Consider the following 26,927-nt stretch of genomic DNA (forward strand, 5'->3'; position numbering starts at 1 on the left):
GGGATCAGACCCGCCAGACGACCGGGGCGTCCTCGTAGTCGCTGTCGAAGGGCGCGAACTCGATGCTGCCCACCGCGTCGGCGGCGTCGGCGGCCACCAGGATGCAGGTCGTGTAGCTCGTGCCCGGGTCGAACGGGTCGGGCGCGCTCTCGCCGTTGCAGGGCTCGAAGGTCGAGAACTCGATGATCGACGCCGTCGGCGACCCCGACGTCGTGACCACGTCGAGGTCGGAGTCCAGCGTCCCGTTGGACAGGTCGCCCTCGCCGCCCACCCGGGTCAGCGTGACGTCGACGTACCAGGGCAGCAGGCCGGCGGCGTCCTCCCCGATCTCGAGGCTGTCCAGCTCGGCCTGGGTGCCCTGGCGCACGGCGTCGACGGTGACCTCGACGGTGCCGGTGTCACCGGTGTACTCCAGCTCGAGGACGGCGGACTCGCCCAGCGCCAGCTCGGTGCCCGGTGCGGTCACGTCGCCGGCCGGTGCGGCCGCGCTGCTCGACGTCGCCTCCGACGACGAGCTGGTGGCGGACGAGGAGGACGTGGTCGTGGGTGCGGCGGCCTCCTCGTCGGACCCGCCGCAGGCGGCGAGGGCGAGGGTGGCGACACCGAGGACGGCGACCAGGGACGTGCTGCGGCTCATGCTTCTCCACTCCGGGACGGGACGGTTCCTGATCGAACCTAGGGAAGCGGACCGGGTCGTTCCACTTGAGAACCAGCTGTGAGAGCTGGATCACCCGGAGGGGGGTCCATCCCGCCGGGGCGCGCACACCCGGGCCGGATGAGGCACGATCGACACACCCGGGGCCCGGCCCCGGCGTCCTGATCTGCTCCCGAGAGGTTCACCCGTGGCCCACAGCGCGCCCAGCACCCGACCGTCCGGCCTGCCGGCCGGTCCCGAGGAGCCGTCGATCGGCTCGCTGGTGCAGAGCGCCATGGCCGACGTCTCGACCCTCATCCGCAGCGAGGTCGAGCTGGCGAAGGCCGAGGTCGGCGCCTCGGTGAAGAAGGTCGGCATCGGCGGCGGGCTGATCGCGGCCGGCGGCGTGATGCTCGCCTTCTCCTCGATCTTCCTGTTCATCGGCATCGCCGAGCTGATCACCTGGCTGGGGCTGGCCCGCTGGATCGCCTACCTCATCGTGTTCGGCGGCCTCGTGCTCGTCGGCGCCCTGGTCATCCTGGTGGGCATCCGGACCACGAAGAAGTTCCGCAAGCCCGAGCGCACCATCGAGACGCTCAAGGACCTCCCCGACGTCATGCGCCGCGAGGCCCCCGGTCAGCGGCAGCACGACCTGCCCGTCGTCCGCGGCGGCGAGATCGTCAAGACCGACCCGCACACCCGCCTGGGGTGAATGCGCCCGACGCCACCAGCGCGCTGGTCCCCGGCCCGTGGCGGCACCGGGACATCTCGGCGAACGGGGTGCGGCTGCACGCCGCCGAGGCCGGCGGGGGTCCGCTCGTGCTGCTGGTGCACGGGTACCCGCAGTTCTGGTGGGCCTGGCGGCACCAGCTCGTCGCGCTGGCCGAGGCCGGGTTCCGCGCCGTCGCCGTGGACCTGCGCGGGTACGGCGGCAGCGACAAGCCGCCGCGCGGCTACGACCTGCCCACGCTCTCGGCCGACGTCGCCGCCGTCGTCCGGGCCCTGGGCGAGGACGACGCCGTGGTCGTCGGGCACGACTGGGGCGGTCTCGTGGGCTGGACCATGGCCGCGCTGCACCCGCGCACCGTCCGCGGCCTCGTGGTCGTCTCCTCCGCGCACCCCCGCGAGCTGCGGTCGGGCATGACCGATGCCGCCCAGCGGCAGGCCTCGCGGTACGCGCTGCGCTACCAGCTGCCCCGGCTGCCCGAGCGCCGGCTGACCCGGGCCGACGACGACCCCGTGGCCGACCTGCTGCGCCGCTGGGCCGGCCCGGGCTGGGTGCACACCACCGACTTCGCCGACGCCGTCGCCCGCTACCGCGACGCCGCCCGGATCCCGCAGGCCGCCTACGGGGCGATGGAGTTCCACCGCTGGGCCTTCCGCTCGCAGTTCCGCCCCGACGGCCTGCGCTACGCCCGCCGCATGACGGCCCCGGTCACCGCGCCCACCCTGCAGCTGCACGGCGCCCTCGACCCCTGCGTGCTCCCGCGCACCGCCGCCGGGTCGGGCCGCTACGTGGCCGGCGCCTACGAGTGGCGCGAGCTGCCCGGCGTCGGCCACTTCCCGCACGAGGAGGTCCCCGGCACCGTCAGCGAGGCCATCGCCGCCTGGGCCGGGTGACGGACCGGAACGGCCCTCCGCAGGGACCCCGGACGCGCGGAGCGCGTCCTGGGGGCGGAGGGGTCCGTCATTCGCAGGGTCCGGTGTCGACCGGGGTGGAGGCGGTGCGACCCTGCGCGATGGCGTCGGCGACCTCGTCGTCGGTGAGCGCGTAGCCGGTGTTCGGGTCGTCGACGGCGGAGGCGAAGACCACGCCCAGCACCGAACCGTCCGAGGCCAGCAGCGGGCCACCGGAGTTGCCGGCCCGCACCTGCCCGTAGAGCGCGTAGACGTCGCGCACGACGGTCTGCTCGGCGCGGAAGTCGGGCCCGCTGATGGCCCCGCGGTCGCGCACGCGGGCCGCCCCGACGTAGAGGCCGCCACCCCCGGGGTAGCCCATGATGATCGCGTCGGCCCCGGAGTCGGCCGGGGTGCCGGTGAACGACAGCGGCGTCTGCGGGAGACCGGGCACGGCGATCACGGCGACGTCGGTCTCCTCGTCGACGTAGACCGGGTAGGCGTCGTAGGTGTCGCCCTCGGCCTCGACCGTCGGGTCGCTGACCCCGGCCAGCACGTGCGCGTTGGTCATCACGCGTTCGGGCGCGAACACGAAGCCCGAACCGTCGATCTGCCGCGAGCACGACGCCGCCACACCGCTGATCTTGACCACCGAGCCCTGCACCTGGTTCACCACGGCGCTCTGCGCCAGGGTCTGGTCGGGCACCGGGACGTCGCGCACCTGGGTCGGCGTCAGCGGGTCGAGGACGTCGGGCAACCCGCGCCGGTCGATCGCCTCGCGCAGGGAGTCGTACAGCGAACGCACCCCGTCGGGCACGCCCTGGTCGACCGCCTGCACCAGGGTGGACTGCCGCACCTGGCTGGCGACGGCGGGGAAGGCGGAGTTCGCGAGCGGGGTGGCGACCATCCACGCCACCAGCAGGACGGCGACCGCGGAGATGCCGGCGCCGGCGACCGAGTCGACGATCTTGGCCGGCTCCCACGTGACCTTCGTGCGGATGGCCCGGCCGAGGTAGCCGGCCACGACCTGCCCCAGCAGCGCCCCGGCCAGCACCACGACCAGCGCGACGAACACCCGCGACAGCGTCGACCCGCCCAGCTCGTCGGCCACCGGGCCGGACAGCTGCGCCCCGGCGACCGCGCCGCCGAAGAACCCGATGAACGAGGCGGCCGACACGATCAGGCCCTGCCGGAACCCCGAGAGCGCGAACAGCAGAGCCAGCGCGATGAGGACGACGTCGACGATGGACACCGGCTCACCCGCCCGCGGTGGTGGGCGCGGCCGACCCGCTGACGACCATGGTGCCGACCTGCCCGAGCGCGGTGTGGAAGGTGCACTCGAAGGGGTAGTCGCCCGGCTCGGTCACCGTGAACTCGATGGTCTCGCTCTGACCGGGTGCCAGCAGCGGGATCTGCTCGGTGATGTCCACCGGGCCCGCCCCGGTGGTGAACATGAAGTTGTGGGTCAGCTGCGTGGCCGTGTTGGTGACCGTGAGCCGGACCTGACCCGGGGCGACGGTGAACGTGTCCGGGGTGAAGACGTAGTCGTCGCCGGTCTCGATGGTGATCTCCTGCGCCCCGTCGGGCGCGGTGGTCACCTGGCCGATGCCCGCCTCGGGCGTGCGGGTGGCGTCGGGCGTGGCGGGCGTGCGGTTGCTGCAGCCGACGAGCCCCACGGCCAGCAGGACGGCGGCCAGCAGGACCCGTGCTCGGTTCGACGTCATCGCCCGAGGACCGTACGCGGCGGACCTGGGGACGGCGGCTCCTGCGCGACCGTCGGCGCGGCGCGGTCGGCGGGCCCCTCGACCACGGCGGCGGTACCCCGCACCCGCTCCTGCTCGGCGGCCAGGTCACGGACGTCGCGCTCGTCCCAGGGCCGGGCGAGCCCGGACGCGGTGAGGACGGCGTCGAGCACCCCGGCGGTGAACCCCCACACCACCATCCCGGCGACGTCGAAGGCCGGCCCCACGTAGCCCGAGGGGTGGCTCACCCGGAACCGGCGGGCGGGGTCGACCAGCTCGGCCAGCGGCACCCGGGCCACCTGGGCGACCTCGAACGGGTCGCCGGTGACCGTCTCGCGGGGGTCGTCCCACCAGCCCACGACCGGCACGACCAGGTTGTCGCTGGGGCCCAGGAACAGCTCGGGCAGGGTGCCCAGCACCCGGACCGACGACGGCTCGACCCCGGCCTCCTCCCACGCCTCGCGCAGCGCCGTGCCCACCGGGTAGTCCTCGTCCGGCTCGGCCCCGCCCCCGGGGAACGCCGGCTGGCCGGCGTGCGTGCGCAGCCGGTCGGACTTCTCGATGAGCAGGACGTCGTGGCCGCGGGCGGTCGCGCCGAACAGGATCAGCACCGCCGAGCGGCGGGCGGTGCCGGTCGCCTGCCCCATGCGGTGCCGTAGGGGCAGCGCGTCGGCGGACCCGACGAGAGCCTGGACGTGCTCGGGCACCCCGGTGAGGTCGACGGTCACAACGTCACGCCGAGGTGGTCGGCCACGAGCTGCTCGAACTCCGCCAACGAGCGCACGGGGCCGACCTGCGTGTAGGCCAACGTGCCGTCGGCCGCGACGAAGTACGTGAACGGCAGGACGTTGATGCCCAGTTCAGCCATCAGGTCGCGGTACTTGTCGAAGGCGTTCGGGAAGGTGACCCCGGCGTCCTCGGCGAACGAGTCGGCGGCGGTCAGCGGGTCACCGCTGGCCACGCCCATCACGAGCACCTCGTCCCCCGCCGCGTCGGCCAGCTGCTGGACCAGCGGCAGCTCCTCGCGGCACGGCCCGCACCACGATCCCCAGAGGTTGAGCACCATGGGCGTGCCCGGGGCGCGGGAGAGGTCGAGGGTGCCCCCGCCGATGCAGTCGAAGGTCATCGGCGGCAAGGCCTCGCCCGCCGTGATCGGGTCACCGGTCTGCTCGGGGCAGGGCTGCAGCGCGGTGTCGACGTCCTGCACGCCAGGGCTCGACGACGGCGCGGCGTCGCCGTCGGGCGCACCCGAGGAGGTGCAGCCGGCCAGCGCGAGCAGGACGGCGACCAGCACCACCACGGCGCGCCTCACAGCGTGTCCGAGGCGGCCGGGGTCTTGACCAGCTTCGCGGCCAGCACCGGGTCGACCGGGCCGGTGCCGAACGAGGGGCACGACCGCGCCAGCCCGCAGGCACCGCAGGCCGGCTTCTTGGCATGGCAGACCCGCCGACCGTGGAAGATCACGCGGTGGGAGAAGTCGGTCCACTCCTTCTTCGGGATCAGCTGGGCGATCTCGGCCTCGACCTTCACCGGGTCGTCCTCCGCCGTCCAGCCGAACCGGCGCACGAGCCGGCCGAAGTGCGTGTCGACCGTCAGCCCCGGGACGCCGAAGGCGTTGCCGAGCACCACGTTGGCCGTCTTGCGGCCCACGCCGGGCAGCGTGACGAGGTCCTCGAGCCGGGCGGGCACCTCGCCGTCGAAGCGCTCGACCAGCGCCCGGCCGAGCCCGAGCACCGAGTTCGCCTTGGCCCGGAAGAAACCGGTGGGCTTGAGGATCGTCTCGAGCTCGTCGCGGTCGGCCCCGGCGTAGGCGGCCGCGGTGGGGTACCGCGCGAACAGCGTCGGGGTGACGGTGTTGACCGTGCGGTCGGTGGTCTGCGCCGAGAGCACGGTGGCCACCAGCAGCTCGAGCGGCGTGGTGAAGTCGAGCTCGCAGTGCGCGTCGGGGTGGATCACCGCCAGGTCGCGGGCCATGCGACGCGCCCGCCGGGTGCGCCCCAGCGACGTCTCGGCCGGGTCGACCGGCGACAGGCCCAGTCGGACGGCGCGGGCGGGCCTGGTCGGCGGCGCGGGGAGAGCAGGTGCGGACACGCGACCGAGGGTAGGCGGGCCCTCCGACAGGACGGACCTGTCATGCTCGTCCCACCGGGCCCATCCGTCACAGCACGTGTCGGGCCCGCACCGGTGGGGCACACCCTCGCCGACCGTCGACGTCCGAGGAGGTGCTGGGTGGTCGCGCTCGTCGTCATCCTGTTCCCCCCGTTGGTGATCGCCTTCCTGCTGATCATGGAGCGGGTCGAGGAACCCCTGCGTCGTCCCACGTCGCAGCGCCAGGTCGAGGAGTTCCTCGCCTCGGCCACCCCCGGCGACGTCGACGCACTGGCCTCCTCCGGCATCCGTCGCGCCATGGACCGGTGGCGCCGGCGGCGCAGCTCGCCCACCGTCCCGGCCCGCGAGGCCATCACCGCCCAGCGCTCGGCGGACTGAGCGGTCTCCCCCGTCCGGGGGCGTGCCGGTGACGCTCCGCATGGTGAGTCCGCCCACAGGCCCTAGACTGCCTGCGGACGTGGGTGATCACTGAGCCCGCGACGACGTCGTACGAGAGGTGCACTGGTGGACGAGGTCCTTGCCCAGTCCGGTCTGTTCCAGGGGCTTTCCGCCGAGGCGGCGGAGCCCACGGCGAGCGGCCTGGAGACCGTGGTCCTGCCCCGCGGGCGGGTGGTCTTCAACGAGGGCGAGCCCGGCGACAGCCTGTACGTGGTGCTCTCCGGCAAGATCAAGCTGTCCCGCCGGTCGCCCGACGGCCGCGAGAACGTGCTGGCCGTCATGGGTCCCTCCGACCAGTTCGGCGAGCTCTCGGTCTTCGACCCGGGCCCCCGCACGGCGACGGCCACCGCGGTCACCGACGTCCGGCTGGCCAAGATGCCGCAGCAGATGCTGCGGCCCTGGATCGAGGCGCACCCCGAGGTCGGCGAGCGCCTGCTGCAGGTGCTGGCCCGCCGGCTGCGCCGCACCAACGACTCCGTCGCCGACCTGATCTTCACCGACGTGCCCGGCCGCGTCGCCAAGGCGCTGCTGCAGATGGCCGACCGCTTCGGCTCGCGCGAGTCCGACGGCCTGCGCGTCAAGCACGACCTCACCCAGGAGGAGCTGGCCCAGCTGGTCGGCGCCTCACGCGAGACGGTGAACAAGGCGCTGGCCGACTTCGTGCACCGCGGCTGGATCCAGCTGCAGGGCAAGTCCGTCGTCGTCCTCGACGAGGAGCGTCTGCGCCGCCGCGCACGCTGAACCGTCGAACGCGAGAGGCCCAGGACCGCGCCGGTCCTGGGCCTCTCGCGTCCCGATCCGCCGAAGCGCTCAGACCCCCGGCAGCGGGACGACCAGGCGGATGCGGGTGCCGTCGGGGAGCACGGCCCACTTCTGGCCGTCGGTGTCCTCGGTGAAGGTCGGGCTGATCGGCTCCAGGGGCTCGGGCGGCGACCCGGCCAGCACCGCGGCGACGTCGGGGAACCGGGCCAGCTGGCCCAGCGTGTGCACGGTCGGCGGCAGCATCGGGCGGGTGCCGGCCTCGTACTCGGCCAGCGCCGCGGCGGCGGTCGACCACCCGGCCTCGTCGGCCTCGCCCGAGACGTCCTGCGCCTCCTGCCCGACCGGCAGGGCCGCGGCGAAGAACTTGGTGTCGTAGCGCCGCGGCTCGACCGGCGGGGTGATCCAGTGCGCGAAGGGCCGCAGCAGGTCCGAGCGCAGCGCCAGACCGCGCACGGCGAGCAGGTCCGACAGCGCCAGCTCGCGGGTGAGCAGCGCCTGCCGCTGGGCCTCCCACTCGGGCCCGGAGACGTCGGGCACCACCCCACCGGAGGCCGGGCCGGCCAGCAGGACCCCGGCCTCCTCGAAGGTCTCGCGGACCGCGGCGCACACGAGCTGACGCGCCAGTGCCTCGTCGCACCCCCACGTGGTCGCCCACTCGGCCGACCCCGGACCCACCCAGTCCAGGTCGGCGCCGCCGTCGCGGGGGTCGACCCCACCGCCGATGTAGGCGGTCATCCCCCCGGCGAACGGCATGCCGCGGGTGCGCCGCTGCAGGTGCACCTCGACGCCGCCCGGCCCGTCGCGCAGCAGCAGCACGGTGGCCGCCTGGCGCGGCTGGGCGGGGGGCGCCGGTGCGGTCACGGGGAGGTCAGCGCAGCTCGACGGTGAGCTCGACCTCGACCGGGGCGCCCAGCGGCAGCTCGGCGACGCCGACGGCCGACCGGGCGTGCTCGCCGGCGGGGCCGAACACCTTGCCGATGAGCTCGGAGGCACCGTTGATGACCCGCGGCTGGCCGGTGAACCCCTCGGCGGAGGCCACGTAGCCGACCACGCGGACGACCCGGGCGACGGCGTCGAGGCCGACGAGGTCGTCGACCGCGGCGAGGGCGTTGAGGGCGCAGACCTTGGCGTCGTGGGCGGCGTCCTCGGCCTCGACCGAGCCGCCGACCTTGCCGGTGCGGCGCAGGCCGCCGTCGACGAAGGGCAGCTGGCCGGAGGTCATCACCAGGTCACCCACGCGGACGGCGGGGACGTAGGACGCCACCGGCGCGGCGACCGGCGGGAGCCGCAGACCCAGCTCGGCCAACCGGGCGTGCCAGCTCTGCGGCTCGGTCATGCCGAGGGCCGCTTCAGGTAGGCGACCAGCTGGTCGCCGCCGCCCGGGCCGGGCAGCACGGTGACCAGTTCCCAGCCGTCGACCCCCCAGGAGTCGAGGATGGCCTTGGTGTTGTGGGTCAGCAGCGGGATGGTGGCGTACTCCCACGTGGTCCGTGTGCTCATGGGCCGCGACGCTAGCCTCTCGGCCCACGACGTGCCCGGACGCCCCCCGCGCTCGTAGGCTTCGGGGGTGAGTCCCGACGCCGCGCCCGTGCGCTGCCACATCGTGACGGGCAAGGGCGGCACCGGGAAGACCACGGTCGCCGCAGCCCTGGCCCTGGCCCTGGCCGCCGACGGACGCCGCACGCTGCTGGTCGAGACCGAGGGTCGCCAGGGCATCGCGCAGCTGTTCGACACCCCGCCGCTGCCCTACGAGGAACGGCGGGTGGCCGTGGCCCGCGGCGGTGGCGAGGTGAAGGCACTGGCGATCGACCTCGACGAGGCGCTGCTGGAGTACCTCGAGCTCTTCTACTCGATGAAGCGGGCCGGCCGCGCCCTGCGCAAGATGGGCGCGATCGACTTCGCGACCACCATCGCCCCGGGCCTGCGCGACGTGCTGCTCACCGGGAAGATCAAGGAGGCGGTCACCCGCCGCAGCGACGGACGCCGGGTGTACGACGCCGTCGTGGTCGACGCCCCGCCCACGGGCCGCATCACCCGGTTCCTCAACGTCACCGACGAGGTCGCGGGCCTGGCCCGCTCGGGCCCGATCAAGACCCAGAGCGACGGCGTCATGGCCGTGCTGCGGTCACCGCAGACCGCCGTGCACCTGGTCACCCTGCTGGAGGACATGCCCGTGCAGGAGACCGCCGACGCGATCGACGAGCTGCGGGCCACGGGCCTGCCGGTGGGCTCGGTCCTGGTGAACATGGCCACCGAGCCGCTGCTGCCGGCCACCAGCCTGGCCCGGGCCGCGCAGGGTCGGCTGACCCCGGCCGAGCTGGCCCCGGCACTGGCCGCCGGCGGGCTGCCCGACGACCCCGCGATCGCCGCCGGCCTGGTCGCCGAGGCGGTCGAGCACGCCCGGCGCTGGCAGTCGCAGGACCAGCTCCGGGGCCGGGTCGCCGAGCTGGGCCGGCCCACCACCGAGCTGCCGCTGCTGACCGGCCCGGTCGACCTGGGTGCCCTGCACGAGCTGGCCGCCCGGCTGGAGGTGCTCCGGTGACCGCCGGTCTCGACCTCGACGCCCTGGTGCGCGACCCCGCGACCCGCATCGTGGTCTGCTGCGGCGCTGGCGGGGTGGGCAAGACGACGACGTCGGCCGCGCTGGGGCTGGCCGCGGCGGCGGCCGGCCGCTCGGTCGTCGTGCTCACCATCGACCCCGCCCGGCGCCTGGCGCAGTCGCTGGGGCTCGAAGAGCTGGACAACGAGCCCCGGCGCATCGAGACCGGTGGGCCCGGCGAGCTGCACGCGATGATGCTGGACATGAAGCGCACGTTCGACGACGTCGTCGTGGCGCACTCGACCCCCGAGCGGGCCGAGCAGGTGCTCGAGAACCCCTTCTACCAGGCCCTCTCCTCGTCCTTCGGCGGGACGCAGGAGTACATGGCCATGGAGAAGCTGGGCCAGCTGCGGGCCAGGGACACCTGGGACCTGATCATCGTCGACACCCCGCCGTCCCGGTCGGCGCTGGACTTCCTCGACGCGCCCGACCGGCTCTCGCGCTTCCTCGACGGCACGATGATCCGGGTGCTCACCGCCCCGGCACGGGCCGGTGGCCGGGCCGGTCTGCGCGTGGTCAGCGCCGGGTTCGGCCTGTTCAGCCGGGTGATCTCCAAGATCCTGGGCGGGCAGCTGCTGGGTGACATCGCCACCTTCATCGCCGCGCTGGACTCCATGTTCGGCGGGTTCCGCGAGCGGGCCACGGCCACCTACGAGCTGCTGAAGAAGCCGGGGACGGCGTTCGTCGTCGTCGCCACGCCCGAGCCCGACGCGCTGCGCGAGGCCTCCTACTTCGTCGACCGGTTGTCGGCCGAGGGCATGCCGCTGGCCGGGCTGGTGCTCAACCGCACCCACCCGCCGGCCACCACCGCGCTGTCGGCCACCCGGGCGGCCGCCGCGGCCGAGGCGGTGACCGAGGCCGGGGGCAAGGGCGCGAAGCTGGCCGCCGGTGCGCTGCGCGTGCACGCCGAGCGGATGGCCCAGGCCACCCGCGAGCAGCGGCTGGCCGACCGCTTCGGCCAGGCCCACCCCGAGGTCGCCGTCCGCACCGTGCCGGCCGCGGCCGGCGACGTGCACGACCTCGCCGACCTCGAGGTGATGGCCGCCGCGCTCACCGCCGCCGACGGGGACACCGGCACGGGCACCCCCCGCTCGCGGATCCTCCCCGCCCGCCGCTGACCCGCGTGCGCGTCGGCCCGGTCGGGCCCGCGTGACGGGTGTGGCCAAGCGGTCCGCGCCGGCTGCGCGTCGTCCGCGACACGCCCGAACGGGTGGATCCGCCGGGTACCTTGGGCCCCGATGTCCGAGAGCAGAGCTGTGTCCAAGGTCGCCACGCTGGTCAAGCTGGTCGCGACCGTCGTGGTCGCCGGGGCGCTCGTCGCCGGCATGATGCTGCCGTTCGTGGGGGGCAGCGGGCTGGTGGCCCGCAACAGCGCCTCGCTGCTGGACGCGCTGCCGGTCGAGCTGACCGACCAGACGCCGAACGGGATCACCACCGTGAAGGCCGCCGACGGGTCGATCATCACGAACTTCTACGAGAACAACCGCACGCCGGTGACCGCCGACCAGATCTCGCCGATCATGAAGCAGGCGATCGTCGACATCGAGGACAGCCGGTTCTACGACCACAACGGCCTCGACGTGCAGGGCACGCTGCGGGCGCTGGCGGCCAACATCGCCGCGGGCGGGGTGGCCGAGGGCGGCTCGACGCTGACCCAGCAGCTGGTCAAGCAGACGCTGCTGCAGACCGCCGACACCCCCGAGGAGCGCGAGGCCGCCGACGAGCAGACCGTCGGGCGCAAGCTCCGCGAGGCCCGGCTCGCCCTCGCCCTGGAGGAGACCTACTCCAAGGACGAGATCCTCACCCGCTACCTCAACATCGCCTACTTCGGCGCCGGCGCCTACGGCATCCAGGCCGCCGCGCAGCGCTACTTCTCGGTCAACGCGATCGACCTGAACCTGGCCCAGGCCTCGGTGCTGGCCGGTCTGGTGCAGAGCCCCACCAACGACGACCCGCTGGCCAACCCGGAGAACGCCCAGGCGCGCCGGGACACCGTGCTCGCCCGCATGAACCAGCTCGGCCACATCACCGACCAGGAGCTGGCCGACACCACCGCCCAGCCGGTCGTGACCGCCGAGGGCCAGCCCCCGGCCCGCAACTGCGTGGGCGCCTCGATCGGCGGCTTCTTCTGCTCCTACCTGCTCTCGTACCTCACGGGCACGCTGAACATGACGCAGCAGCAGATCGACAACGGCGGCTACACGATCCAGACCACCCTGCGCCCGGACATGCAGGCCACGGGCGACCAGGCCGTGCTCAACACGCTGCCCATGGGCGACTCGCTGGCCGGCATCTACACCGCCGTCCAGCCCGGGACCGGGCACGTGCTCGCGATGAGCGTCAACCGGCAGTTCTGCTCGGACGCGGCGAACCCGGCCTGCGAGTCGGTCGTGCTGAACACCGCCGCCAGCCAGGGCTCCGGGTCGACCTACAAGGTCTTCACCGCCGCGGCCGCCCTCGAGCAGGGCTACTCGCAGTACTACACGCTGACCACGGGCAACACCTACACGTCGCGCATCTACAAGAACGGCGGCAAGCCCTACACCGTCAGCAACGCCGGCAACTACCCGGCGACGCTGGACATGGTGAAGGCGCTCTACATGTCCTCCAACACCTACTTCCTCGGCCTCGAGGACGCCCTGGGGTCGGTCGAGGCACCGGTGCGCATCGCCCAGCGCATGGGGCTCTCGTCGATCGACGGCATCGCCGACCAGATCGTCGCCGAGAACCGCGGGTCGTTCACCCTCGGCCCCGAGGCCACCAGTCCGCTGGCCCTGACCAGCGCCTACTCGACGCTGGCGGCCAGCGGCACCCAGTGCGACCCCACCCCGGTCACCGCGATCACCGACCGCAACGGCCAGCCGGCCACCCTGCCCGACGGCACACCGATCAACACCGGCGACTCGTGCAACGCCGAGGCCATCCCGGCCGGGGTCGCCAACACGCTCAACCAGATCCTGCGCAAGGACGTCGAGCCCGGGAACTCCGGCCAGACCGCGGGCCGCGCCTACGTGTCGGGCCACCAGATCGCCGGCAAGACCGGCACGACCCAGAGCAACTGGTCGGCGGCCTTCGTGGGCTACACCCCCGAGTACACGGCCAGCGTGATGGTGCTCAACCCGAAGGAGAACCAGGACATCGGCGGCTTCGGTGGTGGCAAGCCGGCCACCATCTGGCGCGACGCCATGGCCCCGATCCTCGAGGCCGGGCCCACCGCCGAGTTCCCGCCCGCCGACGACACCATCGCCAACGGCAACACCCGCCAGGTGCCCAGCTGCGGGTCGCCGAGCGAGTGCCAGTCGGCCATCACCGGCGCCGGGCTCCGCTACGCCGGGCAGACCGACGTCGACTCCGACCAGCCCGCCGGCACCCTCGTGGGGACCAACCCGCCCGCCGGCAGCCGCGTGCAGCAGGGCGGCTCCGTGTCGGTGCAGGTCAGCAACGGCTCGGGCTTCAGCGCGCCGCCCGCGCAGCCCGCCACCCCGGCCGACCCGAACGCCCCCGACACCAACGGCGACGGCCAACCCGGTTGACCCCGCCCCGGCTCGACCGGGGCAGCACGGCACGGACGGCGAGGGCCGGTCGACCACCTGGTCGACCGGCCCTCGGCGCGTACGGGATCAGGCGAGCTGGCGACGGACCTCGGCGGCCACCCGGCCACCCTCGGCGCGGCCGGCCACCTTCGCGTTGGCCTGGCCCATGACCTTGCCCATGTCGCCCATGCCGCTGGCACCGGTGGCGGCGACCACCTCGGCGACCAGCGCGGTGAGGTCGGCGTCGGACAGCTGCTGCGGCAGGTAGGCCGCGACGACGTCGCCCTCGGCCTTCTCGCGCTCGGCCTGCTCGGTGCGGCCCGCGCCGGCGAACGCCTCGGCCGCCTCGCGACGCTTCTTCGCCTCGCGGCGCAGCACGGCCTGCACCTCGTCGTCGGACAGCTCGCGGGCCTCCTTGCCGGACACCTCCTCGGCGGTGACCGCGGCCAGCACCATGCGGAGGGTGGCGGTGGTCAGCTCGTCGCGGGCCTTCATGGCCGTGGTGAGGTCGTCGCGGAGCTTCTGCTTGAGGTCGGACATGGGCACAAGCCTGTCACGCCGCGCCATCGGGTTGCCCGCCGCCGGCGGGGCCTAGGCTCGTCCGGTGCGTCCTGCCCTCGCCGTCCCCGCTGCCGTCGTCGGAGCCGGGCTCGCCACCGTCGGCTACGCCACGCTGGTCGAGCGCGTGCACTGGACGCTGCGCCGGTTCACCGTGCCCGTGCTGCCCGAGGGCCAGCGCCCGCTGACCGTCCTGCACATCTCCGACCTGCACATGACCGCGGCGCAGACCTCCAAGCGCGACTGGGTGGCCGCCCTCGACGCCCTCGACCCCGACCTGGTGGTCAACACCGGTGACAACCTCGCCGGCCACGACACCGTGCCGATCGTGCTGGCCGCCCAGGAGCCGCTGCTCGACCGCCCGGGCCTGTTCTGCCTGGCCAGCAACGACTACTACGCCCCGCGCCCGAAGAACCCGCTCAAGTACTTCCGGACGAACCACAAACGGGTGCACGGCGAGGAGCTGCCCTGGCGCGACCTGCGCGACGGGATGCTCGCCCGGGGCTGGCAGGACGTCACCAACGGGACGGCGACCGTCGTGGTCGACGGCCGGCGCATCGTCGTCCGCGGCGTCGACGACCCGCACCTGCAGCGCGACGACTACGAGCCGCTGTCCGGCCCGGCCGACCCGACCGCGGACCTGCGGCTGGGTCTGGTGCACTCCCCCGAGCCCCGGGTGCTCGACCGGTTCGCCGCCGACGGCCACGACCTGCTGCTCTCGGGGCACACCCACGGCGGGCAGCTACGGGTGCCGTTCTACGGCGCGTTGGTGACCAACTGCGGCATCGGCCGGGACAAGGCGCGCTGGCTGCACCGGTGGGCCGAGCCGGCGCCGGGCAACCTGCACGGCACCTGGCTGCACGTGTCCGCGGGCATGGGCACCAGCCCCTACGCGCCCTACCGGTTCTGCTGCCCGCCCGAGGCCACGCTGCTCACGCTGGTCCCCCGGGACACCGCCGTCGAGTCGCTGCAGCCGGTGGGCTAGGCTTCACGTCGGCCCCGGGGTGTGGCGCAGCTTGGTAGCGCGCGTCGTTCGGGACGACGAGGCCGCAGGTTCAAATCCTGTCACCCCGACCACCACAGAAGGCCCGCTCACCCGAGCGGGCCTTCTGCGTTCCGCATCCGCGGAGCTGTGCCATGATCCCCGCTGTGAACCTCGGCACCGGTCTGCGCCGCGTCCCGGCCCTGTCCCTGGCCATGGTCGTGGCCTTCACCGCCTCGGGCTGCTCCAGCGACGACGACGAGGTCGCCTACTGCGTCGACCAGTCCAACCAGGTCGTCGACGACGACTACTGCGACTCCGGCTACAACGGCGGCGGTGGCTACTTCATCTGGCTGGGGTCGCCGGGCCGCAGCCTGTCCCGCGGCTCCACCGTGCCCTCGGGTGGGCAGACCATCAACCCCTCCGACAGCTCCGCCCGCACCGGCGCCGGCCTGCCGGGCTCGGGCAGCTACACCAGCGGCAGCGGGGGCAGCCGGTCCGGCGGCTTCGGCACCAGCATCGACGGCGGCGGCAGCAGCGGGGGCAGCAGCCACGGCGGCTTCGGCTCGTCGGGGAGCTGAGGTGCGCCGCGTCCACGACGGCGTCGTCCGGCCCGGGTGGCAGCAGACCATCACCGACCAGGGCCTGACCTACTGGGAGACCGAGCTGCCCGACGGCAGCACCACCAGCTACTGGCGCGAGGGCCAGTTCTACGACTTCACCGCTGTGGAGATCGCCCAGCTCGAGCGCGACGCGGCCACCCTGTTCGAGATGTGCGTCGAGGCCGGTGACCACATGGTCGCCCACCCCGAGCTGATGCTGAAGATGGGCATCCCCGAGTACACGCACGAGCAGGTGGTCGGCACCTGGAACGACGACCCCTCGCGGCAGAGCGTGTTCGGCCGGTTCGACGTCCGCTACGGCGGCGACAGCCGGCAGTCCCGGATCGACCCCACGCTGCGCCGTCCGCAGCTGCTGGAGTTCAACGCCGACACCCCCACGTCGCTGCCGGAGTCGGCCTACGTGCAGTGGGAGTGGTTCCGCGAGACCGGCCAGGGCGCCGACCAGTGGAACTCGATCTTCGAGCGGCTCACCCGGGCCTGGGAGCGCAACCTGGGGCTGATCGAGAAGCACCTGCGCCACGAGCCGGTCGTGTACTTCGCCTGCGACGGTGCCGACCGGTCCGGCGAGGACCTGTTCAACACGTTCATGATGCGCGACGCCTGCACCCAGGTGACCGACGGCGGGCACCCCCGGTACCGCACGCGGTCGATCATGATGAACCAGATCACCCTCGACGAGGCCACCGGCGGCTTCTACGAGGGCGACCCCGCCGACGGCCGCCACATCGACGTGCTGTTCAAGCTCTACCCGTGGGAGTGGCTGGTCCACGACGACTTCGGCCGGGCCGCGTTCGCCGACATGGCCCGCCCCGGCGGCACCGTGTGGATCGAGGCCCCCTACAAGATGCTGTGGAGCAACAAGGGCCTGCTCCCGGTGCTGTGGCAGCTGTTCGGCACCGACCCCGCGCGCAGCCCGCTCATCCTCCCGGCCTACTTCGAGGACGACGACGTCCCCGGCTGGATGCAGGAGTCGCACGTGCGCAAGCCGCTGCTCTCCCGTGAGGGCGCCAACATCTCGATCTACGAGGACGGCCGCACGCTGGTCTCCACCGGCGGCGACTACGGCGCCGAGGGCTTCGTGCTGCAGTCCTACGCTCCGCTGCCTGACTTCCCCGGCCCCGACGGCTCCCACCACCCCGTGCTGGGCCTGTGGATGGTCGACGGCGAGCCCGCCGGCCTGGGCATCCGCGAGAGCGCGGGCCTGATCACCGACAACCAGAGCCACTTCGTGCCGCACGTGGTCGGCCACGGCAGCCCCACCCAGCAGGGAGCCTGATGTTCCTCGACACCGCCCGGGACTACCTGGCGAACTGGCCGATCGCCGCGCTGCAGGTGGTCGTCGTCGCCGCGTTCGTGGCCGCGTTCTGGTACCTGGTCAACGCGCTGACCTCCTTCGACGACAACGCCGAGATCATCACCCGGGGCAACACCGGCTACATGGTGCAGCGGCTCGCGCTCTCCGCGGCGCTCGTGGTCGGCATGCTCAACTCGCTGGAGTACCGCTTCGACGAGATCGGCTGGGGCGCGATCACGAACCTGCTGGTCGAGGGCGCCTGGGTGTTCGTGGCCCTGCTCGCGGCCCGGTTCGTGGTCGACAAGGTCGTGCTGCTGCGGGTGGACAACGTGCAGGCGATGCGCGAGGGCAACGTCGCGGTCGGCGTCGTCGAGGCCGGCTTCTACCTGGGCCTGGGGCTCATCCTCAACGGCTCGCTCATCGGCAGCTCCCCGGACTGGCAGACCGGCCTGGCCAGCACGGTGGTGTTCGCCGTCCTCGGGTTGCTCGTGGTCGTCGGGGTGTACTTCCTGCACGACCTGGTCACCCGCGGGGTCATCCGGCGGGGCATCGCGGCGGGGTCCCTGCCGGCCGCGTTCGAGATCGCCGGGATCCTGGTCGCGGTGTCCCTCGTCGTCCGGGTCGGGGTGGCCGGGGACTTCACCGGGTGGGGCGACGGGCTGGTCGCCTTCGCCGTGACCGCGGTCATCGCCGTCGTCACGCTCTACCTCTTCCGGTTCCTGGTCGACCTGGTGATCCTGCGCGGGGTGACGGTGGCCTCGATCCAGCGCGACGGCCAGGTGGTCGCGGCCGGGCTCATGTCGGGCCTGTTCGTCGTCGTCGCGCTGCCGGTCGCCACCGTCGTCGCCGCCCAGCTGTAGAGGACCCGCCATGGCCCAGCTCGACCGCCTCGACATCGCCCGCTCCCGGGGCGGCACGGTCGCCGAGCGGCTCACCGACGCCGCGGCGCGGGCGCACGCCACCGACCACCTCGGGGCCTTCCTCGCCGTGGTGGACCCCGACCGCGTCGACCCCGGCCTGGCGCCCGAGGGTCCGCTGGCGGGCGTGCCGATCGCGGTGAAGGACAACGTCGACGTCCTCGACCTGCCCACCAGCGCCGGCACCCCCGCGCTGCACGGCTCCCGCCCGGGGCGCGACCACCACGCGGTCGCCCGGCTGCGGGCGGCCGGGGCCAGCGTCGTCGGCAAGACGAACCTGCACGAGCTGGCCTTCGGCATCACGAGCAACAACTCCGCCTACGGTCCGGTGCGCAACCCGCACGACCCGACCCGCTCCGCCGGCGGCTCGTCCGGCGGTTCCGCCGTCGCAGTTGCCACCGGCGTCGTACCGGTCGCCCTGGGCACCGACACCGGCGGCTCGATGCGGGTGCCCGCCGCGCACTGCGGCGTCGTGGGGTACCGGCCGACCACCGGCCGCTGGGGCGGGCACGACGGCGTCGTGGGCATCTCCAGCACCCGCGACACCGTCGGCGCACTGGCCAGCACGGTCGCCGACGTCGTCCTGCTCGACCAGCTCGTCGCCGGCGCCGGGCCCGCGACGGTGCCGCACGCCCGCATGCTGCGCCTCGGGGTCCCGCTGCCCGGCTTCTTCGACGGTCTCGCGAAGGACGTCGCCGACGCCGTGGGGCGGGCGCTGGACACCCTCGCCGACGCCGGGGTCGACCTGGTCGAGGTCGACGTCGTGGCCGCGCACGAGCTGGACGCCCGCTGCGGGTTCCCGATCGTCTTCCACGAGGTGCTGCGCACCCTGCCGGCCTACCTGGGCAGCCTGCCGGGCGGGCCGAGCTTCGACGAGCTGGTCGCCGGCGTCGCCAGCCCCGACGTCCGCGGAGCCCTCGAGCACGCGATCGGCGACCCGGTGCCCGGCTCGGTCTACGCCGAGTGCCTGGAGCTGCGCGAGCAGCTACGGGCCGCCTACGCCGCCGTGCACGAGCTGCCCGGTGGGGGCCGGCTGGACGCCCTGGTCTACCCGACCACGCCGCTCACCGCCCCGCCGTTGGGCGACGACGTCACCACCGACCTGGACGGCGAGCAGGTGCCGGTCTTCGGCACGACCATCCAGAACACCGGGCCGGGGTCCACCGCCGGGATGCCGGCCATCTCGCTGCCCTGCGGCACGACCCCCGCCGGGCTGCCGGTGGGCCTGTCGCTGGAGACGGTGCCCGACGCCGACCCGCACCTGCTCGCGGTCGCCCGGCGGGTGGAGCAGCTGCTGTCCTGACGTCCCGACGAGCGGTTGGCCGGCGCAACCCGCACGCTGGTGACCGATGACCGAGTGGCTGCTCCTGCTCGCCGCGGTGGTCCTCACCGTGGCCACCGGGTTCTTCGTGGCGGCCGAGTTCTCCTTCACCACCGTCGACCGCGGCCAGGCCGCCGAGGCGGCCGAGCAGGGACGACGGGGCGCCGGCGGGGTGGTCGAGGCGCTCAAGGGCCTGTCCACGCAGCTGTCGGCCGCCCAGTTGGGCATCACCATCACCACGTTGCTGGTCGGCTACCTCGCCGAGCCGGCCCTGGGCGGCCTGCTCGACGGGCCGCTGGAGTCCCTCGGGCTGTCCGAGGCGTCGGCGACCGGCGTGGCCGTCGTCGTGGGCATCGCGCTGGCCACCACGCTGCAGATGCTCATCGGCGAGCTCGGGCCGAAGAACCTGGCCATCGCCAGCCCGCTCGCGGTCGCCTCGGTGGTCGCCCCCGGGATGCGGGCGTTCACCGCGGTGCTCGGCTTCGTCGTCCGTGCGCTGCAGCGGCTCGCGAACGCGATCGTGCGGGCCCTGGGGTTCGAGCCCCGCGAGGAGCTCGACGACGCCCGCGGCGCCGGCGAGCTGGCCGCGGTGGCCCGGCGCAGCGCCGAGGAGGGCGACCTCTCCCCCACCGCCGCCCGGCTGCTGGACCGCTCGCTCGGGCTGCGCGACAAGTACGCCACCGACGTCATGACCCCGCGCACCCGGCTGGTCACCCTGCCCGACACCGCCACGGCCACCGAGGTCATCGAGGCCGCCGTGCGCTCGGGCAACAGCCGCTTCCCGGTCTGGCACGGCGACCTCGACGACGTCACCGGTCTGGTGCACGTCAAGCACGCGGTCGCCGTCCCGGAGGACGAGCGGGGCACGCGCACGGCCGGTGAACTGGCCCGGCCGGTGCTCGCCGTGCCCAGCTCGCTGCACCTGGACCCCCTGCTGGACCTCCTGCGCGAGGAGGGCCTGCAGCTGGCCCTGGTGGTCGACGAGTGGGGCGCCACCCACGGCATCGTGACGCTGGAGGACATCGTCGAGGAGCTGGTCGGGGAGATCACCGACGAGACCGACCGCCCGCTGCGCACGCTGCGCCGCGACGGCGAGGACTGGCTGCTGTCGGGGTTGCTGCGCCCCGACGAGCTGCGCGAGCGCGCCGGGGTCGCCGTCCCCGAGGGCCGCTACGAGACCGTCGCCGGGTTCGTCGCCCAGCAGCTGACCCGGCTGCCCGCCGAGGGCGACACCGTGGACGTCGAGGGCCACCGGCTCACCGTCACGCGCCTGGAGGGCCGGCGGGTGGCCGGGCTGCGCGCCACCCCGTCCCCGCGCGGGGACGACCTGCCCGCCCGCCAGCACGAGGTGGCCCAGGGGGTGGCGCAGGCGTGAACGACGTCCTGGCCCTGGCGATCCTGGTGGCCCTGCTGCTGGGCAACGCCTTCTTCGTCGCCGCCGAGTTCGCGCTGGTCTCCGCCCGGGTCGACCAGATCGAGCCGCGGGCCGCCGCCGGTTCGGCCCGGGCGCAGAAGACGCTGGCCGCCATGCGCAACGTGTCGCAGATGATGGCCGGGGCGCAGCTGGGCATCACCCTGTGCTCGCTGGGCCTGGGCGCCGTCGGCGAGCCGGCCGTGGCGCACCTGATCGAGGTCCCGCTCGAGGCCGCCGGCGTGCCCGCCGGGTTCCTGCACCCCGTCGCGCTGGTGATCGCGCTGGCACTGGTCACCGTGCTGCACATGGTCCTCGGCGAGATGGTGCCCAAGAACATCACCATCGCCGGCCCCGACCGCGCCGCGATCGTCCTCGGCCCGCCCATGGCCAAGGTCGTCGTGCTGCTCAAGCCGCTGATCTGGTTCTTCAACAGCCTGGCCAACGGCTTCGTGAAGCTGTTCGGGGTCACCCCCACCGACGAGGTCGCGGCCAGCTTCGACAGCACCGAGATCCGGTCGATGATCACCCAGTCGCGCAGCCGCGGGCTGCTGGGCGACGAGGTGTCCGACCTGGCCGAGGGCGCGCTGACCTTCGAGACCCACGACGCCCGCTCGGTGCTGCTGCCTGCCGACACCCTGGTGACCGTCGCGCGGGGCACCACGCCGCGACAGCTGGAGCAGGTGGTCGCCGAGCACGGTTTCAGCCGGTACCCGGTGTGCGGCCCCGGGGGTGCCTGGATCGGCTACGTGCACGTCAAGGACGTCCTCGGCAGCGACGACCGGGACCGGCCGGTCCCCGACGACGCCCTGGACCAGTTCGTCGAGGTCGCCCCCGACGAGCCCCTGCCGGAGGTGCTGCAGACGATGCGCCGCGCCGGGGTGCACCTGGGCCGGGTCGCCGAGGACGACGAGGTGCTCGGCGTGGTGGCCCTGGAGGACGTGCTCGAGCAGCTCATCGGCGACGTGCGCGACGCCTCGGCGGAGGGTGCCGCCCCGGCAGTGGGGAGCGGCGCCGGCGGGAGGTGAAGGATGGGGGCGTGCTCCCCGCAGACGTCACCGCCCGCTGGCAGGCCCGCTTCCGCGCCCCCCGCGTCTCCCTGCCCGACTGGGCCGAGGACGCCCCGCAGCGCTGCCTGTTCGCCTCCGACGTCACCGGCGTCGTCGAGCAGTACACCTGGGACCGCGACACCGGCGAGCAACGGCAGGTCACCGACCGGGCCAACGGCACGCTGGCCGCCACCCTGAGCCCCGACGGCGAGACCGTCTGGTGGTTCGCCGACACCGACGGCGACGAGTTCGGCATCTGGCGCACCCAGCCCTTCGCCGGTGGTGACGACGTGGTCGCCGTCCCCGAGGTCGAACCGGCCTACCCGGCCGGCCTGGAGATCGGCCGCACCCTGGTCGCGATCGGCCGCTCCACCGACGACGGCAGCGAGCTGTGGCTGGCCCCGGTGGGCGGCACCCCGCGCGTGTTCTACCGCACCCCGGACACCGCCTCGGTCGACGCGCTCTCCCGCGACGAGGACCGGCTGGTGCTCTCGCACTCCGAGCACGGCGACCCCCGCTACCCCGCGCTGCGCGTGCTCGACGTGGCCGCGATCCCCGACGGCCACTCGCAGGCCGAGGCCGACAGCCCGTGGGTGGTGGCCGAGAAGTGGGACGGCGAGGAGCTGGGTCTGCACGCGCTGGGGTTCTCCCCCGTGCCCGGTGACCTCCGGCTGCTGGTCGGCCACGAACGCCGGGGCCGCGAGGAGCTGCTGGTCTGGGACGTCGCCGCCGACACCGAGACCGAGCTGGTGCTCGACCTGCCCGGTGACGTGACCGCCGGCTGGTACCCCGACGGCTCCGCGCTGCTGGTGGGCCACGACCACGCCGCCCGCAGCGAGCTCTACCGCTACGACCTGGCCACCGCCGAGCTGGTGAAGCTGGACACCCCGCCCGGCGTCGTCCGCGGGGCCACCGCGCGTCCCGACGGGTCGGTGGAGCTGGCGTGGTCGTCGTCCGAGCGCCCGCCGGTGATCCGCCGGGCCGACGGCCCCGTCGTCCTGGCCGCCCCCGGCGACGAGCCGCCGGCGGCCTACCCGGTCGAGGACCGCTGGGTGCCCGGGCCCGGCGGCGACGTGCACGCCCTGCTGGTGCGCCCGGCCGGCGAGGGCCCCTTCGCCACCGCGTTCCTGGTGCACGGCGGTCCCGAGGCCGCCGACGACGACTCGTACCGCGCCCGCCGCGCCGCCTACGTCGACGCCGGCTACGCGGTCGTGCACGTGAACTACCGCGGCTCGTCGGGCTACGGGTCGGCCTGGCGCGACGCGCTGACCGGCCGGCCGGGGCTGACCGAGCTCGAGGACGTCGCCGCGGTGCAGGACGCGCTGGTGGCCGAGGGCATCGCCGACCCGGCGCGCTGCCTGCTCACCGGGGGGTCGTGGGGCGGGTTCCTCACGCTGCTGGGCCTGGGCACGCAGCCGCAGCGCTGGGCCGCGGGCATCGCCGAGGTGCCGGTGGCCGACTACCTGGCCGCCTACGAGGACGAGATGGAGGGCCTGCGGGCCTACGACCGCGCCCTGTTCGGCGGCTCGCCGGACGAGGTGCCGGAGGTCTACCGGCGCTCGTCGCCGCTGACCTACGTCGACGACGTCGCCGTCCCGGTGCTGGTGGTGGCCGGGGCGAACGACCCGCGCTGCCCGATCCGGCAGATCGACAACTACCTGGAGGCGCTGGCCGCCGGCGGCAAGGAGCACGAGGTGTACCGGTTCGACGCCGGCCACGGCTCGCTGGTGGTCGAGGAGACCATCCGGCAGGTGCAGACCGCGCTGGACTTCGCACTGCGGCACGTCACGCCTTGAGGGGCTCCCGCGGCCTGGTGGGCAGCGTGACCAGCAGGACCAGCGCCAGCCAGACGTAGGCGTTCTCGACCAGCAGGGTGACCGGCCCGAGGCCCCGCAACGGGGCGTCGGGCCCGTTCGCCCACCAGTTGACGCCCAGCGCCAGCACTGCACCCACGGCGACCGCGCCGCGGGTGGCCGACCGGCCGCCCCGCACGACGAGCAGCAGACCGGCGACGGTCAGCGGCCACAGGTGGTGGGTCCAGGAGATGGGGCTGACCAGACCGCCGGCGATGCCCACCAGCACGAACCCGGTGAGGTCGTCGCCGGCGCGGAACGCCTGCCGGGCCCGGGTCAGCGCGACGGCCAGCAGCACCGCGACCAGCGCCGCCCAGAGCACCCGCGGCGGGTGGTCGGCGCCGCCGGTGATCCGGCTGAGCAGGCCCAGCAGCGACTGGTTGTCGGTGATGTCGACCTTGCCGACCCGGTCGGTCTCCCACAGCGCCTCCGTCCAGAAGCGCACCGATGCCGCCGGGGCGACGGTCAGGGTCGCCACGGTGGCCCCTGCCGCGGTGCCGGCGGCGACCAGCAGGGGCCGGTACCGGCGGGTGGCCAGGAGGTACAGCAGGAGGACGGCGGGGGTGAGCTTGACCGCGACGGCCAGCCCGATGCCGACGCCGGCCCACCGCGCGCCGCGGCGCAGGGCGGCGACGTCGGCCAGCACCAGCGCGGCCAGGAACAGGTTGACCTGACCGAAGGCCATGGACTGGCGCACCGGCTCGCTGACCAGCACCAGCGGCAGCGCCGTGCCCAGCACCGCCCAGACCGGCCAGCTCGTGCGCTGCAGCAACGGCTTCAGCACCCAGGCGGTGCCGACGGTGACGAGCACCGTCGAGGCGACCAGGTTGAGGGCCACCGCCGTCTGCAGGCTGATGAGCGTCATCGGCAGCATCAGCAGGGCTGCGAAGGGCGGGTAGGTGAAGCCGTAGGGGGTGCCCGGCTTGAGGTAGTCGTACAGGCTGTCCCCGCCCAGCCCGGCCGCGCGCCAGCTGCTCACCGCGCCGTCGTAGACCGACAGGTCGAACCAGTCGTGCTGGGCGTTCTGCGCCAGGTACAGGAACACCAGCAGCGAGCCGACCGCCGAGGCGGCCACGACGCCGACCAGGCGCGGGTCCGAGGGGCGGACGGACCCGGTGCCCGGGCGGGACAGCTGCCGGGTCACGACCCGGCGGCGATCAGCTCCGCGATCTGCACCGTGTTCAGGGCCGCGCCCTTGCGGAGGTTGTCGTTGGAGACGAACAGCGAGAGCCCGTTCGGGCCGTCCTGCCGGATGCGGCCGACGTAGGAGGGGTCCTGCCCGGCGGCCTGCAGCGGCGTCGGGACCTCGACCAGCTCGACCCCCGGCGCGCCCGTGAGCAGCTCGCGGGCCCGCTCGACCGACAGCCCGCGCTCGAACTCGACGTTGAGCGACAGCGAGTGGCCGGTGAACACCGGGACCCGCACGCAGGTGCCCGAGACGCGCAGGTCGGGAAGGCCCAGGATCTTGCGGGACTCGTTGCGGAGCTTCTGCTCCTCGTCGGTCTCGAACGAGCCGTCGTCGACGACCGAGCCGGCCATCGGCAGCACGTTGAACGCGATGGGGGCGACGTAGACGGCCGGGTCGGGGTAGGTCAGCGCCTGCCCGTCGTAGGCCAGCTGGTCGGCGTGCGCGACGACCGCCTGCGCCTGTCCGTGCAGCTCGCGCACGCCGGCGACACCCGAGCCCGAGACGGCCTGGTAGGTGCTGGCGACGATGCGGACCAGACCGGCCTCGTCGTGCAGCGGCTTGAGCACCGGCATCGCGGCCATGGTGGTGCAGTTCGGGTTGGCGATGATGCGCTGCTCGCCGGCCTTGGCGATGTCGGCCGGGTTGACCTCGCTGCAGACCAGCGGGATCGACGGGTCCCTGCGGAAGGCCGAGCTGTTGTCGATCACGGTGACGCCGGCGGCGGCGAACCGGGGGGCCTGGGCGCGGGAGGTGGTGGCGCCGGCGGAGAACAGCGCGACGTCCAGGCCCGTGGGGTCGGCGGTGGCGGCGTCCTCGACGACGACCTCGCCGTCGCCCCACGGCAGGCGGGTGCCGGCCGAGCGGGCGGAGGCGAAGAACCGGATGCTGGCCAGCGGGAACCCGCGCTCGGCCAGGATCTGCCGCATCGCGACGCCGACCTGGCCGGTGGCGCCCACGACGCCCAGGTGCAGCGGGCGGCTCATCGGCCCGTCCCGCCGTAGACGACGGCCTCGACCTCGGAGCCGAGCTCGAACGCGTCGTGCACCGCCCGGACGGCGAGGTCGAGGTCGGTGTCGCGACAGACCACCGAGATGCGGATCTCCGACGTGCTGATCAGCTCGAGGTTGACCCCGGCGTCGGCGAGCGCGCCGAAGAACTTCGCCGAGACGCCCGGGTGCGAGCGCATGCCGGCGCCCACCAGGGACACCTTGCCGATGTGCTGGTCGAACTCGACGTCGGTGAACCCGACGGTGTGCTTGACCTTCTCCAGCGCGGCCAGCGCGGTGGGCCCGTCGCTCTTGGGCAGGGTGAAGGAGATGTCGGCGAGCTTGGACGTCGACCCCGACACGTTCTGCACGATCATGTCGATGTTGATCTCGGCGTCGGCGAGCACGCGGAACAGCTGGGCGGCCTCGCCCGGCCGGTCGGGCACCCCGTAGACCGTGATCTTGCCTTCGCTGCGGTCGTGCGCGACGCCGGAGATGATCGCCTGTTCCACCGTGAGGTCCTCCATCGAGCCGGTCACCGTGGTGCCGGGGAGCTGGGAGTAGGAGCTGCGGACGTGCACCGGGATGTTGTACCGGCGGGCGTACTCAACGCACCGGAGCATGAGGACCTTCGCCCCGCAGGCGGCGAGCTCCAGCATCTCCTCGTAGGTGACGGTGTCCAGCCGCCGGGCGTTGGGGACGATCCGCGGGTCGGCGGTGAAGACGCCGTCCACGTCGGTGTAGATCTCGCACACGTCGGCCCGCAGCGCCGCGGCCACCGCGACCGCGGTGGTGTCCGAGCCGCCGCGGCCCAGCGTGGTGATGTCCTTGGTGTCCTGACTGACGCCCTGGAACCCGGCGACGATGACGATCGAGCCGTCGTCCAGGGCCGAGCGCAACCGCCCCGGGGTGACGTCGATGATCCGCGCCTTGCCGTGGCTGGACGTGGTGATGACGCCGGCCTGGGACCCGGTGAAGGAGCGCGCCTCGTAGCCGTGCACCGAGATGGCGATGGCCAGCAACGCCATGGAGATGCGCTCACCCGCGGTGAGCAGCATGTCCAGCTCGCGACCGGGCGGGTCGGCGGTGATCTGGGAAGCCTGGTCCAGCAGGTCGTCGGTGGTGTCCCCCATCGCGGACACGACGACGACGACGTCGTGCCCGTTGCGCTTGGCCGCCACGACCCGCTCGGCCACGCGCTTCACGCGCTCGGCGTTGGCGACGGACGAACCGCCGTACTTCTGCACGACCAGGGCCACGGGGCCTGAGACTACCGGCGCGACCAGCGGGGACGGCCGACTGGTGGTGTG

Annotated in this window: 28 protein-coding genes and 1 tRNA gene; 16 read left to right on the forward strand and 13 right to left on the reverse strand. The window is 73.8% G+C overall.

All coding sequences use genetic code 11. The annotated features are described in order from the left end of the window. Positions 1-4 precede the first annotated feature (4 nt). Positions 5-637 (reverse strand): hypothetical protein, encoded by a 633-nt coding sequence (locus tag BLP29_RS03325; protein WP_092799722.1) that lies wholly within the window; start codon positions 635-637, stop codon positions 5-7. A 205-nt stretch (positions 638-842) separates the two neighbouring features. Here BLP29_RS03325 and BLP29_RS21180 point away from each other — a divergent pair, with 205 nt between their 5' ends. Both BLP29_RS21180 and BLP29_RS03335 read left to right on the forward strand, forming a co-directional pair. Next, entirely contained in the window at positions 843-1,346 is a 504-nt protein-coding gene (locus BLP29_RS21180; protein ID WP_092799724.1) for a phage holin family protein, read from the forward strand. Then, entirely contained in the window at positions 1,343-2,254 is a 912-nt protein-coding gene (locus BLP29_RS03335) for an alpha/beta fold hydrolase (protein ID WP_092799726.1), read from the forward strand. Before BLP29_RS21180 ends, BLP29_RS03335 begins: the two co-directional genes overlap by 4 nt. A gap of 67 nt (positions 2,255-2,321) precedes the next feature. Here BLP29_RS03335 and BLP29_RS03340 read toward each other — a convergent pair whose 3' ends face one another. From BLP29_RS03340 to nth, 5 genes are read right to left on the reverse strand one after another with little or no spacing between them, the layout of a single operon-like run. Continuing rightward, a complete protein-coding gene (locus tag BLP29_RS03340; RefSeq protein ID WP_092799728.1) occupies positions 2,322-3,503 on the reverse strand; it encodes a MarP family serine protease in 1,182 nt (393 codons plus the stop codon). A 4-nt stretch (positions 3,504-3,507) separates the two neighbouring features. Next, entirely contained in the window at positions 3,508-3,975 is a 468-nt protein-coding gene (locus tag BLP29_RS03345; RefSeq protein ID WP_092799730.1) for a cupredoxin domain-containing protein, read from the reverse strand. Further along, positions 3,972-4,721: an NUDIX hydrolase gene (locus tag BLP29_RS03350; protein ID WP_243469660.1), complete on the reverse strand. Its 750-nt coding sequence runs from the start codon at positions 4,719-4,721 to the stop codon at positions 3,972-3,974. The genes BLP29_RS03345 and BLP29_RS03350 overlap by 4 nt, the downstream gene beginning before the upstream one ends. Further along, entirely contained in the window at positions 4,718-5,305 is a 588-nt protein-coding gene (locus BLP29_RS03355) for a TlpA family protein disulfide reductase (RefSeq protein WP_092799732.1), read from the reverse strand. The genes BLP29_RS03350 and BLP29_RS03355 overlap by 4 nt, the downstream gene beginning before the upstream one ends. Further along, on the reverse strand, positions 5,302-6,084 hold the full coding sequence (gene nth / locus BLP29_RS03360; protein WP_243469661.1) for an endonuclease III: 783 nt from the start codon (positions 6,082-6,084) through the stop codon (positions 5,302-5,304). Before nth ends, BLP29_RS03355 begins: the two co-directional genes overlap by 4 nt. A 138-nt stretch (positions 6,085-6,222) precedes the next feature. On the opposite strand from nth, the gene BLP29_RS03365 reads away from it, so the two are divergent. Both BLP29_RS03365 and BLP29_RS03370 read left to right on the forward strand, forming a co-directional pair. Then, positions 6,223-6,480, forward strand: a complete 258-nt coding sequence (locus BLP29_RS03365) for a hypothetical protein (protein ID WP_092799734.1) — start codon at positions 6,223-6,225, stop codon at positions 6,478-6,480. Positions 6,481-6,606: 126 nt separating this feature from the next. Beyond that, entirely contained in the window at positions 6,607-7,281 is a 675-nt protein-coding gene (locus tag BLP29_RS03370; protein WP_092799736.1) for a Crp/Fnr family transcriptional regulator, read from the forward strand. Positions 7,282-7,350: 69 nt separating this feature from the next. Here the strand turns inward: BLP29_RS03370 and BLP29_RS03375 are convergent, their stop codons facing one another. Genes BLP29_RS03375 through sp36 form a run of 3 tightly spaced genes read right to left on the reverse strand, consistent with a single transcriptional unit; the run spans position 7,351 to position 8,802 of the window. Continuing rightward, entirely contained in the window at positions 7,351-8,163 is an 813-nt protein-coding gene (locus tag BLP29_RS03375) for an NUDIX hydrolase (protein WP_092799738.1), read from the reverse strand. A gap of 7 nt (positions 8,164-8,170) precedes the next feature. Continuing rightward, positions 8,171-8,638: a RidA family protein gene (locus BLP29_RS03380; RefSeq protein ID WP_092799740.1), complete on the reverse strand. Its 468-nt coding sequence runs from the start codon at positions 8,636-8,638 to the stop codon at positions 8,171-8,173. After that, entirely contained in the window at positions 8,635-8,802 is a 168-nt protein-coding gene (gene sp36 / locus BLP29_RS20900) for a Sp36 family protein (protein WP_092799742.1), read from the reverse strand. The genes BLP29_RS03380 and sp36 overlap by 4 nt, the downstream gene beginning before the upstream one ends. A 67-nt stretch (positions 8,803-8,869) precedes the next feature. Between sp36 and bagA the strand changes: the two genes are divergently transcribed. From bagA to BLP29_RS03400, 3 genes are all read left to right on the forward strand, one after another. Next, complete coding sequence (gene bagA / locus BLP29_RS03390) at positions 8,870-9,844, forward strand: ATPase BagA (protein WP_165839259.1); 975 nt, start codon at positions 8,870-8,872, stop codon at positions 9,842-9,844. After that, positions 9,841-11,019: an ATPase BagB gene (gene bagB / locus BLP29_RS03395; protein WP_165839260.1), complete on the forward strand. Its 1,179-nt coding sequence runs from the start codon at positions 9,841-9,843 to the stop codon at positions 11,017-11,019. The genes bagA and bagB overlap by 4 nt, the downstream gene beginning before the upstream one ends. 120 nt (positions 11,020-11,139) lie before the next feature. Further along, complete coding sequence (locus BLP29_RS03400; protein WP_092799746.1) at positions 11,140-13,434, forward strand: penicillin-binding protein; 2,295 nt, start codon at positions 11,140-11,142, stop codon at positions 13,432-13,434. Between the two features lie 87 nt (positions 13,435-13,521). On the opposite strand, the gene BLP29_RS03405 is transcribed toward BLP29_RS03400, so the two are convergent. Further along, on the reverse strand, positions 13,522-13,974 hold the full coding sequence (locus BLP29_RS03405; RefSeq protein WP_092799748.1) for a GatB/YqeY domain-containing protein: 453 nt from the start codon (positions 13,972-13,974) through the stop codon (positions 13,522-13,524). A gap of 64 nt (positions 13,975-14,038) precedes the next feature. Between BLP29_RS03405 and BLP29_RS03410 the strand changes: the two genes are divergently transcribed. The 9 genes from BLP29_RS03410 (at position 14,039) to BLP29_RS03450 (ending at position 23,385) form a co-directional block, all read left to right on the forward strand. Continuing rightward, positions 14,039-14,977, forward strand: a complete 939-nt coding sequence (locus BLP29_RS03410) for a metallophosphoesterase (RefSeq protein ID WP_092799750.1) — start codon at positions 14,039-14,041, stop codon at positions 14,975-14,977. 15 nt (positions 14,978-14,992) lie between these two features. Next, positions 14,993-15,069: transfer RNA gene (locus tag BLP29_RS03415), tRNA-Pro, on the forward strand. A gap of 60 nt (positions 15,070-15,129) precedes the next feature. Then, complete coding sequence (locus BLP29_RS03420; protein ID WP_133378987.1) at positions 15,130-15,555, forward strand: hypothetical protein; 426 nt, start codon at positions 15,130-15,132, stop codon at positions 15,553-15,555. 1 nt (position 15,556) lies between these two features. After that, entirely contained in the window at positions 15,557-16,873 is a 1,317-nt protein-coding gene (locus BLP29_RS03425) for a glutathionylspermidine synthase family protein (RefSeq protein ID WP_092799754.1), read from the forward strand. Next, positions 16,873-17,751, forward strand: coding sequence for a DUF350 domain-containing protein (locus tag BLP29_RS03430; protein ID WP_092799756.1), 879 nt, complete (start codon positions 16,873-16,875; stop codon positions 17,749-17,751). Before BLP29_RS03425 ends, BLP29_RS03430 begins: the two co-directional genes overlap by 1 nt. A gap of 10 nt (positions 17,752-17,761) precedes the next feature. After that, on the forward strand, positions 17,762-19,111 hold the full coding sequence (locus tag BLP29_RS03435; RefSeq protein ID WP_092799758.1) for an amidase family protein: 1,350 nt from the start codon (positions 17,762-17,764) through the stop codon (positions 19,109-19,111). Between the two features lie 46 nt (positions 19,112-19,157). After that, positions 19,158-20,504 carry a hemolysin family protein gene (locus BLP29_RS03440; protein WP_092799760.1) on the forward strand — a complete coding sequence of 449 codons (1,347 nt, stop codon included), beginning with the start codon at positions 19,158-19,160 and terminating at the stop codon, positions 20,502-20,504. Next, a complete protein-coding gene (locus BLP29_RS03445; RefSeq protein WP_092799762.1) occupies positions 20,501-21,568 on the forward strand; it encodes a hemolysin family protein in 1,068 nt (355 codons plus the stop codon). The genes BLP29_RS03440 and BLP29_RS03445 overlap by 4 nt, the downstream gene beginning before the upstream one ends. Before the next feature lie 11 nt (positions 21,569-21,579). Beyond that, positions 21,580-23,385 carry a S9 family peptidase gene (locus tag BLP29_RS03450; protein WP_243469662.1) on the forward strand — a complete coding sequence of 602 codons (1,806 nt, stop codon included), beginning with the start codon at positions 21,580-21,582 and terminating at the stop codon, positions 23,383-23,385. Here the strand turns inward: BLP29_RS03450 and BLP29_RS03455 are convergent. From BLP29_RS03455 to BLP29_RS03465, 3 genes are read right to left on the reverse strand one after another with little or no spacing between them, the layout of a single operon-like run. Then, positions 23,375-24,586, reverse strand: a complete 1,212-nt coding sequence (locus BLP29_RS03455) for a glycosyltransferase 87 family protein (RefSeq protein WP_092799766.1) — start codon at positions 24,584-24,586, stop codon at positions 23,375-23,377. The genes BLP29_RS03450 and BLP29_RS03455 overlap by 11 nt on opposite strands. Continuing rightward, positions 24,583-25,614: an aspartate-semialdehyde dehydrogenase gene (locus BLP29_RS03460; protein WP_092799768.1), complete on the reverse strand. Its 1,032-nt coding sequence runs from the start codon at positions 25,612-25,614 to the stop codon at positions 24,583-24,585. The genes BLP29_RS03455 and BLP29_RS03460 overlap by 4 nt, the downstream gene beginning before the upstream one ends. Next, positions 25,611-26,876: an aspartate kinase gene (locus BLP29_RS03465; protein WP_092799770.1), complete on the reverse strand. Its 1,266-nt coding sequence runs from the start codon at positions 26,874-26,876 to the stop codon at positions 25,611-25,613. The genes BLP29_RS03460 and BLP29_RS03465 overlap by 4 nt, the downstream gene beginning before the upstream one ends. Positions 26,877-26,927 lie beyond the last annotated feature (51 nt).

The organism is Klenkia marina (assembly GCF_900101025.1).
In the GTDB taxonomy this organism is placed as follows: domain Bacteria; phylum Actinomycetota; class Actinomycetes; order Mycobacteriales; family Geodermatophilaceae; genus Klenkia; species Klenkia marina.

Coding starts and splice junctions, on each gene's coding strand:
- BLP29_RS03325 (WP_092799722.1), bottom strand. CDS start 637: ATGAGCCGCAGCACGTCCCTGGTCGCCGTCCTCGGTGTCGCCACCCTC.
- sp36 (WP_092799742.1), bottom strand. CDS start 8,802: ATGAGCACACGGACCACGTGGGAGTACGCCACCATCCCGCTGCTGACC.
- BLP29_RS03440 (WP_092799760.1), top strand. CDS start 19,158: ATGACCGAGTGGCTGCTCCTGCTCGCCGCGGTGGTCCTCACCGTGGCC.
- BLP29_RS03400 (WP_092799746.1), top strand. CDS start 11,140: ATGTCCGAGAGCAGAGCTGTGTCCAAGGTCGCCACGCTGGTCAAGCTG.
- BLP29_RS03435 (WP_092799758.1), top strand. CDS start 17,762: ATGGCCCAGCTCGACCGCCTCGACATCGCCCGCTCCCGGGGCGGCACG.
- BLP29_RS03405 (WP_092799748.1), bottom strand. CDS start 13,974: ATGTCCGACCTCAAGCAGAAGCTCCGCGACGACCTCACCACGGCCATG.
- BLP29_RS03460 (WP_092799768.1), bottom strand. CDS start 25,614: ATGAGCCGCCCGCTGCACCTGGGCGTCGTGGGCGCCACCGGCCAGGTC.
- BLP29_RS03345 (WP_092799730.1), bottom strand. CDS start 3,975: ATGACGTCGAACCGAGCACGGGTCCTGCTGGCCGCCGTCCTGCTGGCC.
- BLP29_RS03420 (WP_133378987.1), top strand. CDS start 15,130: ATGATCCCCGCTGTGAACCTCGGCACCGGTCTGCGCCGCGTCCCGGCC.
- BLP29_RS03430 (WP_092799756.1), top strand. CDS start 16,873: ATGTTCCTCGACACCGCCCGGGACTACCTGGCGAACTGGCCGATCGCC.
- BLP29_RS03380 (WP_092799740.1), bottom strand. CDS start 8,638: ATGACCGAGCCGCAGAGCTGGCACGCCCGGTTGGCCGAGCTGGGTCTG.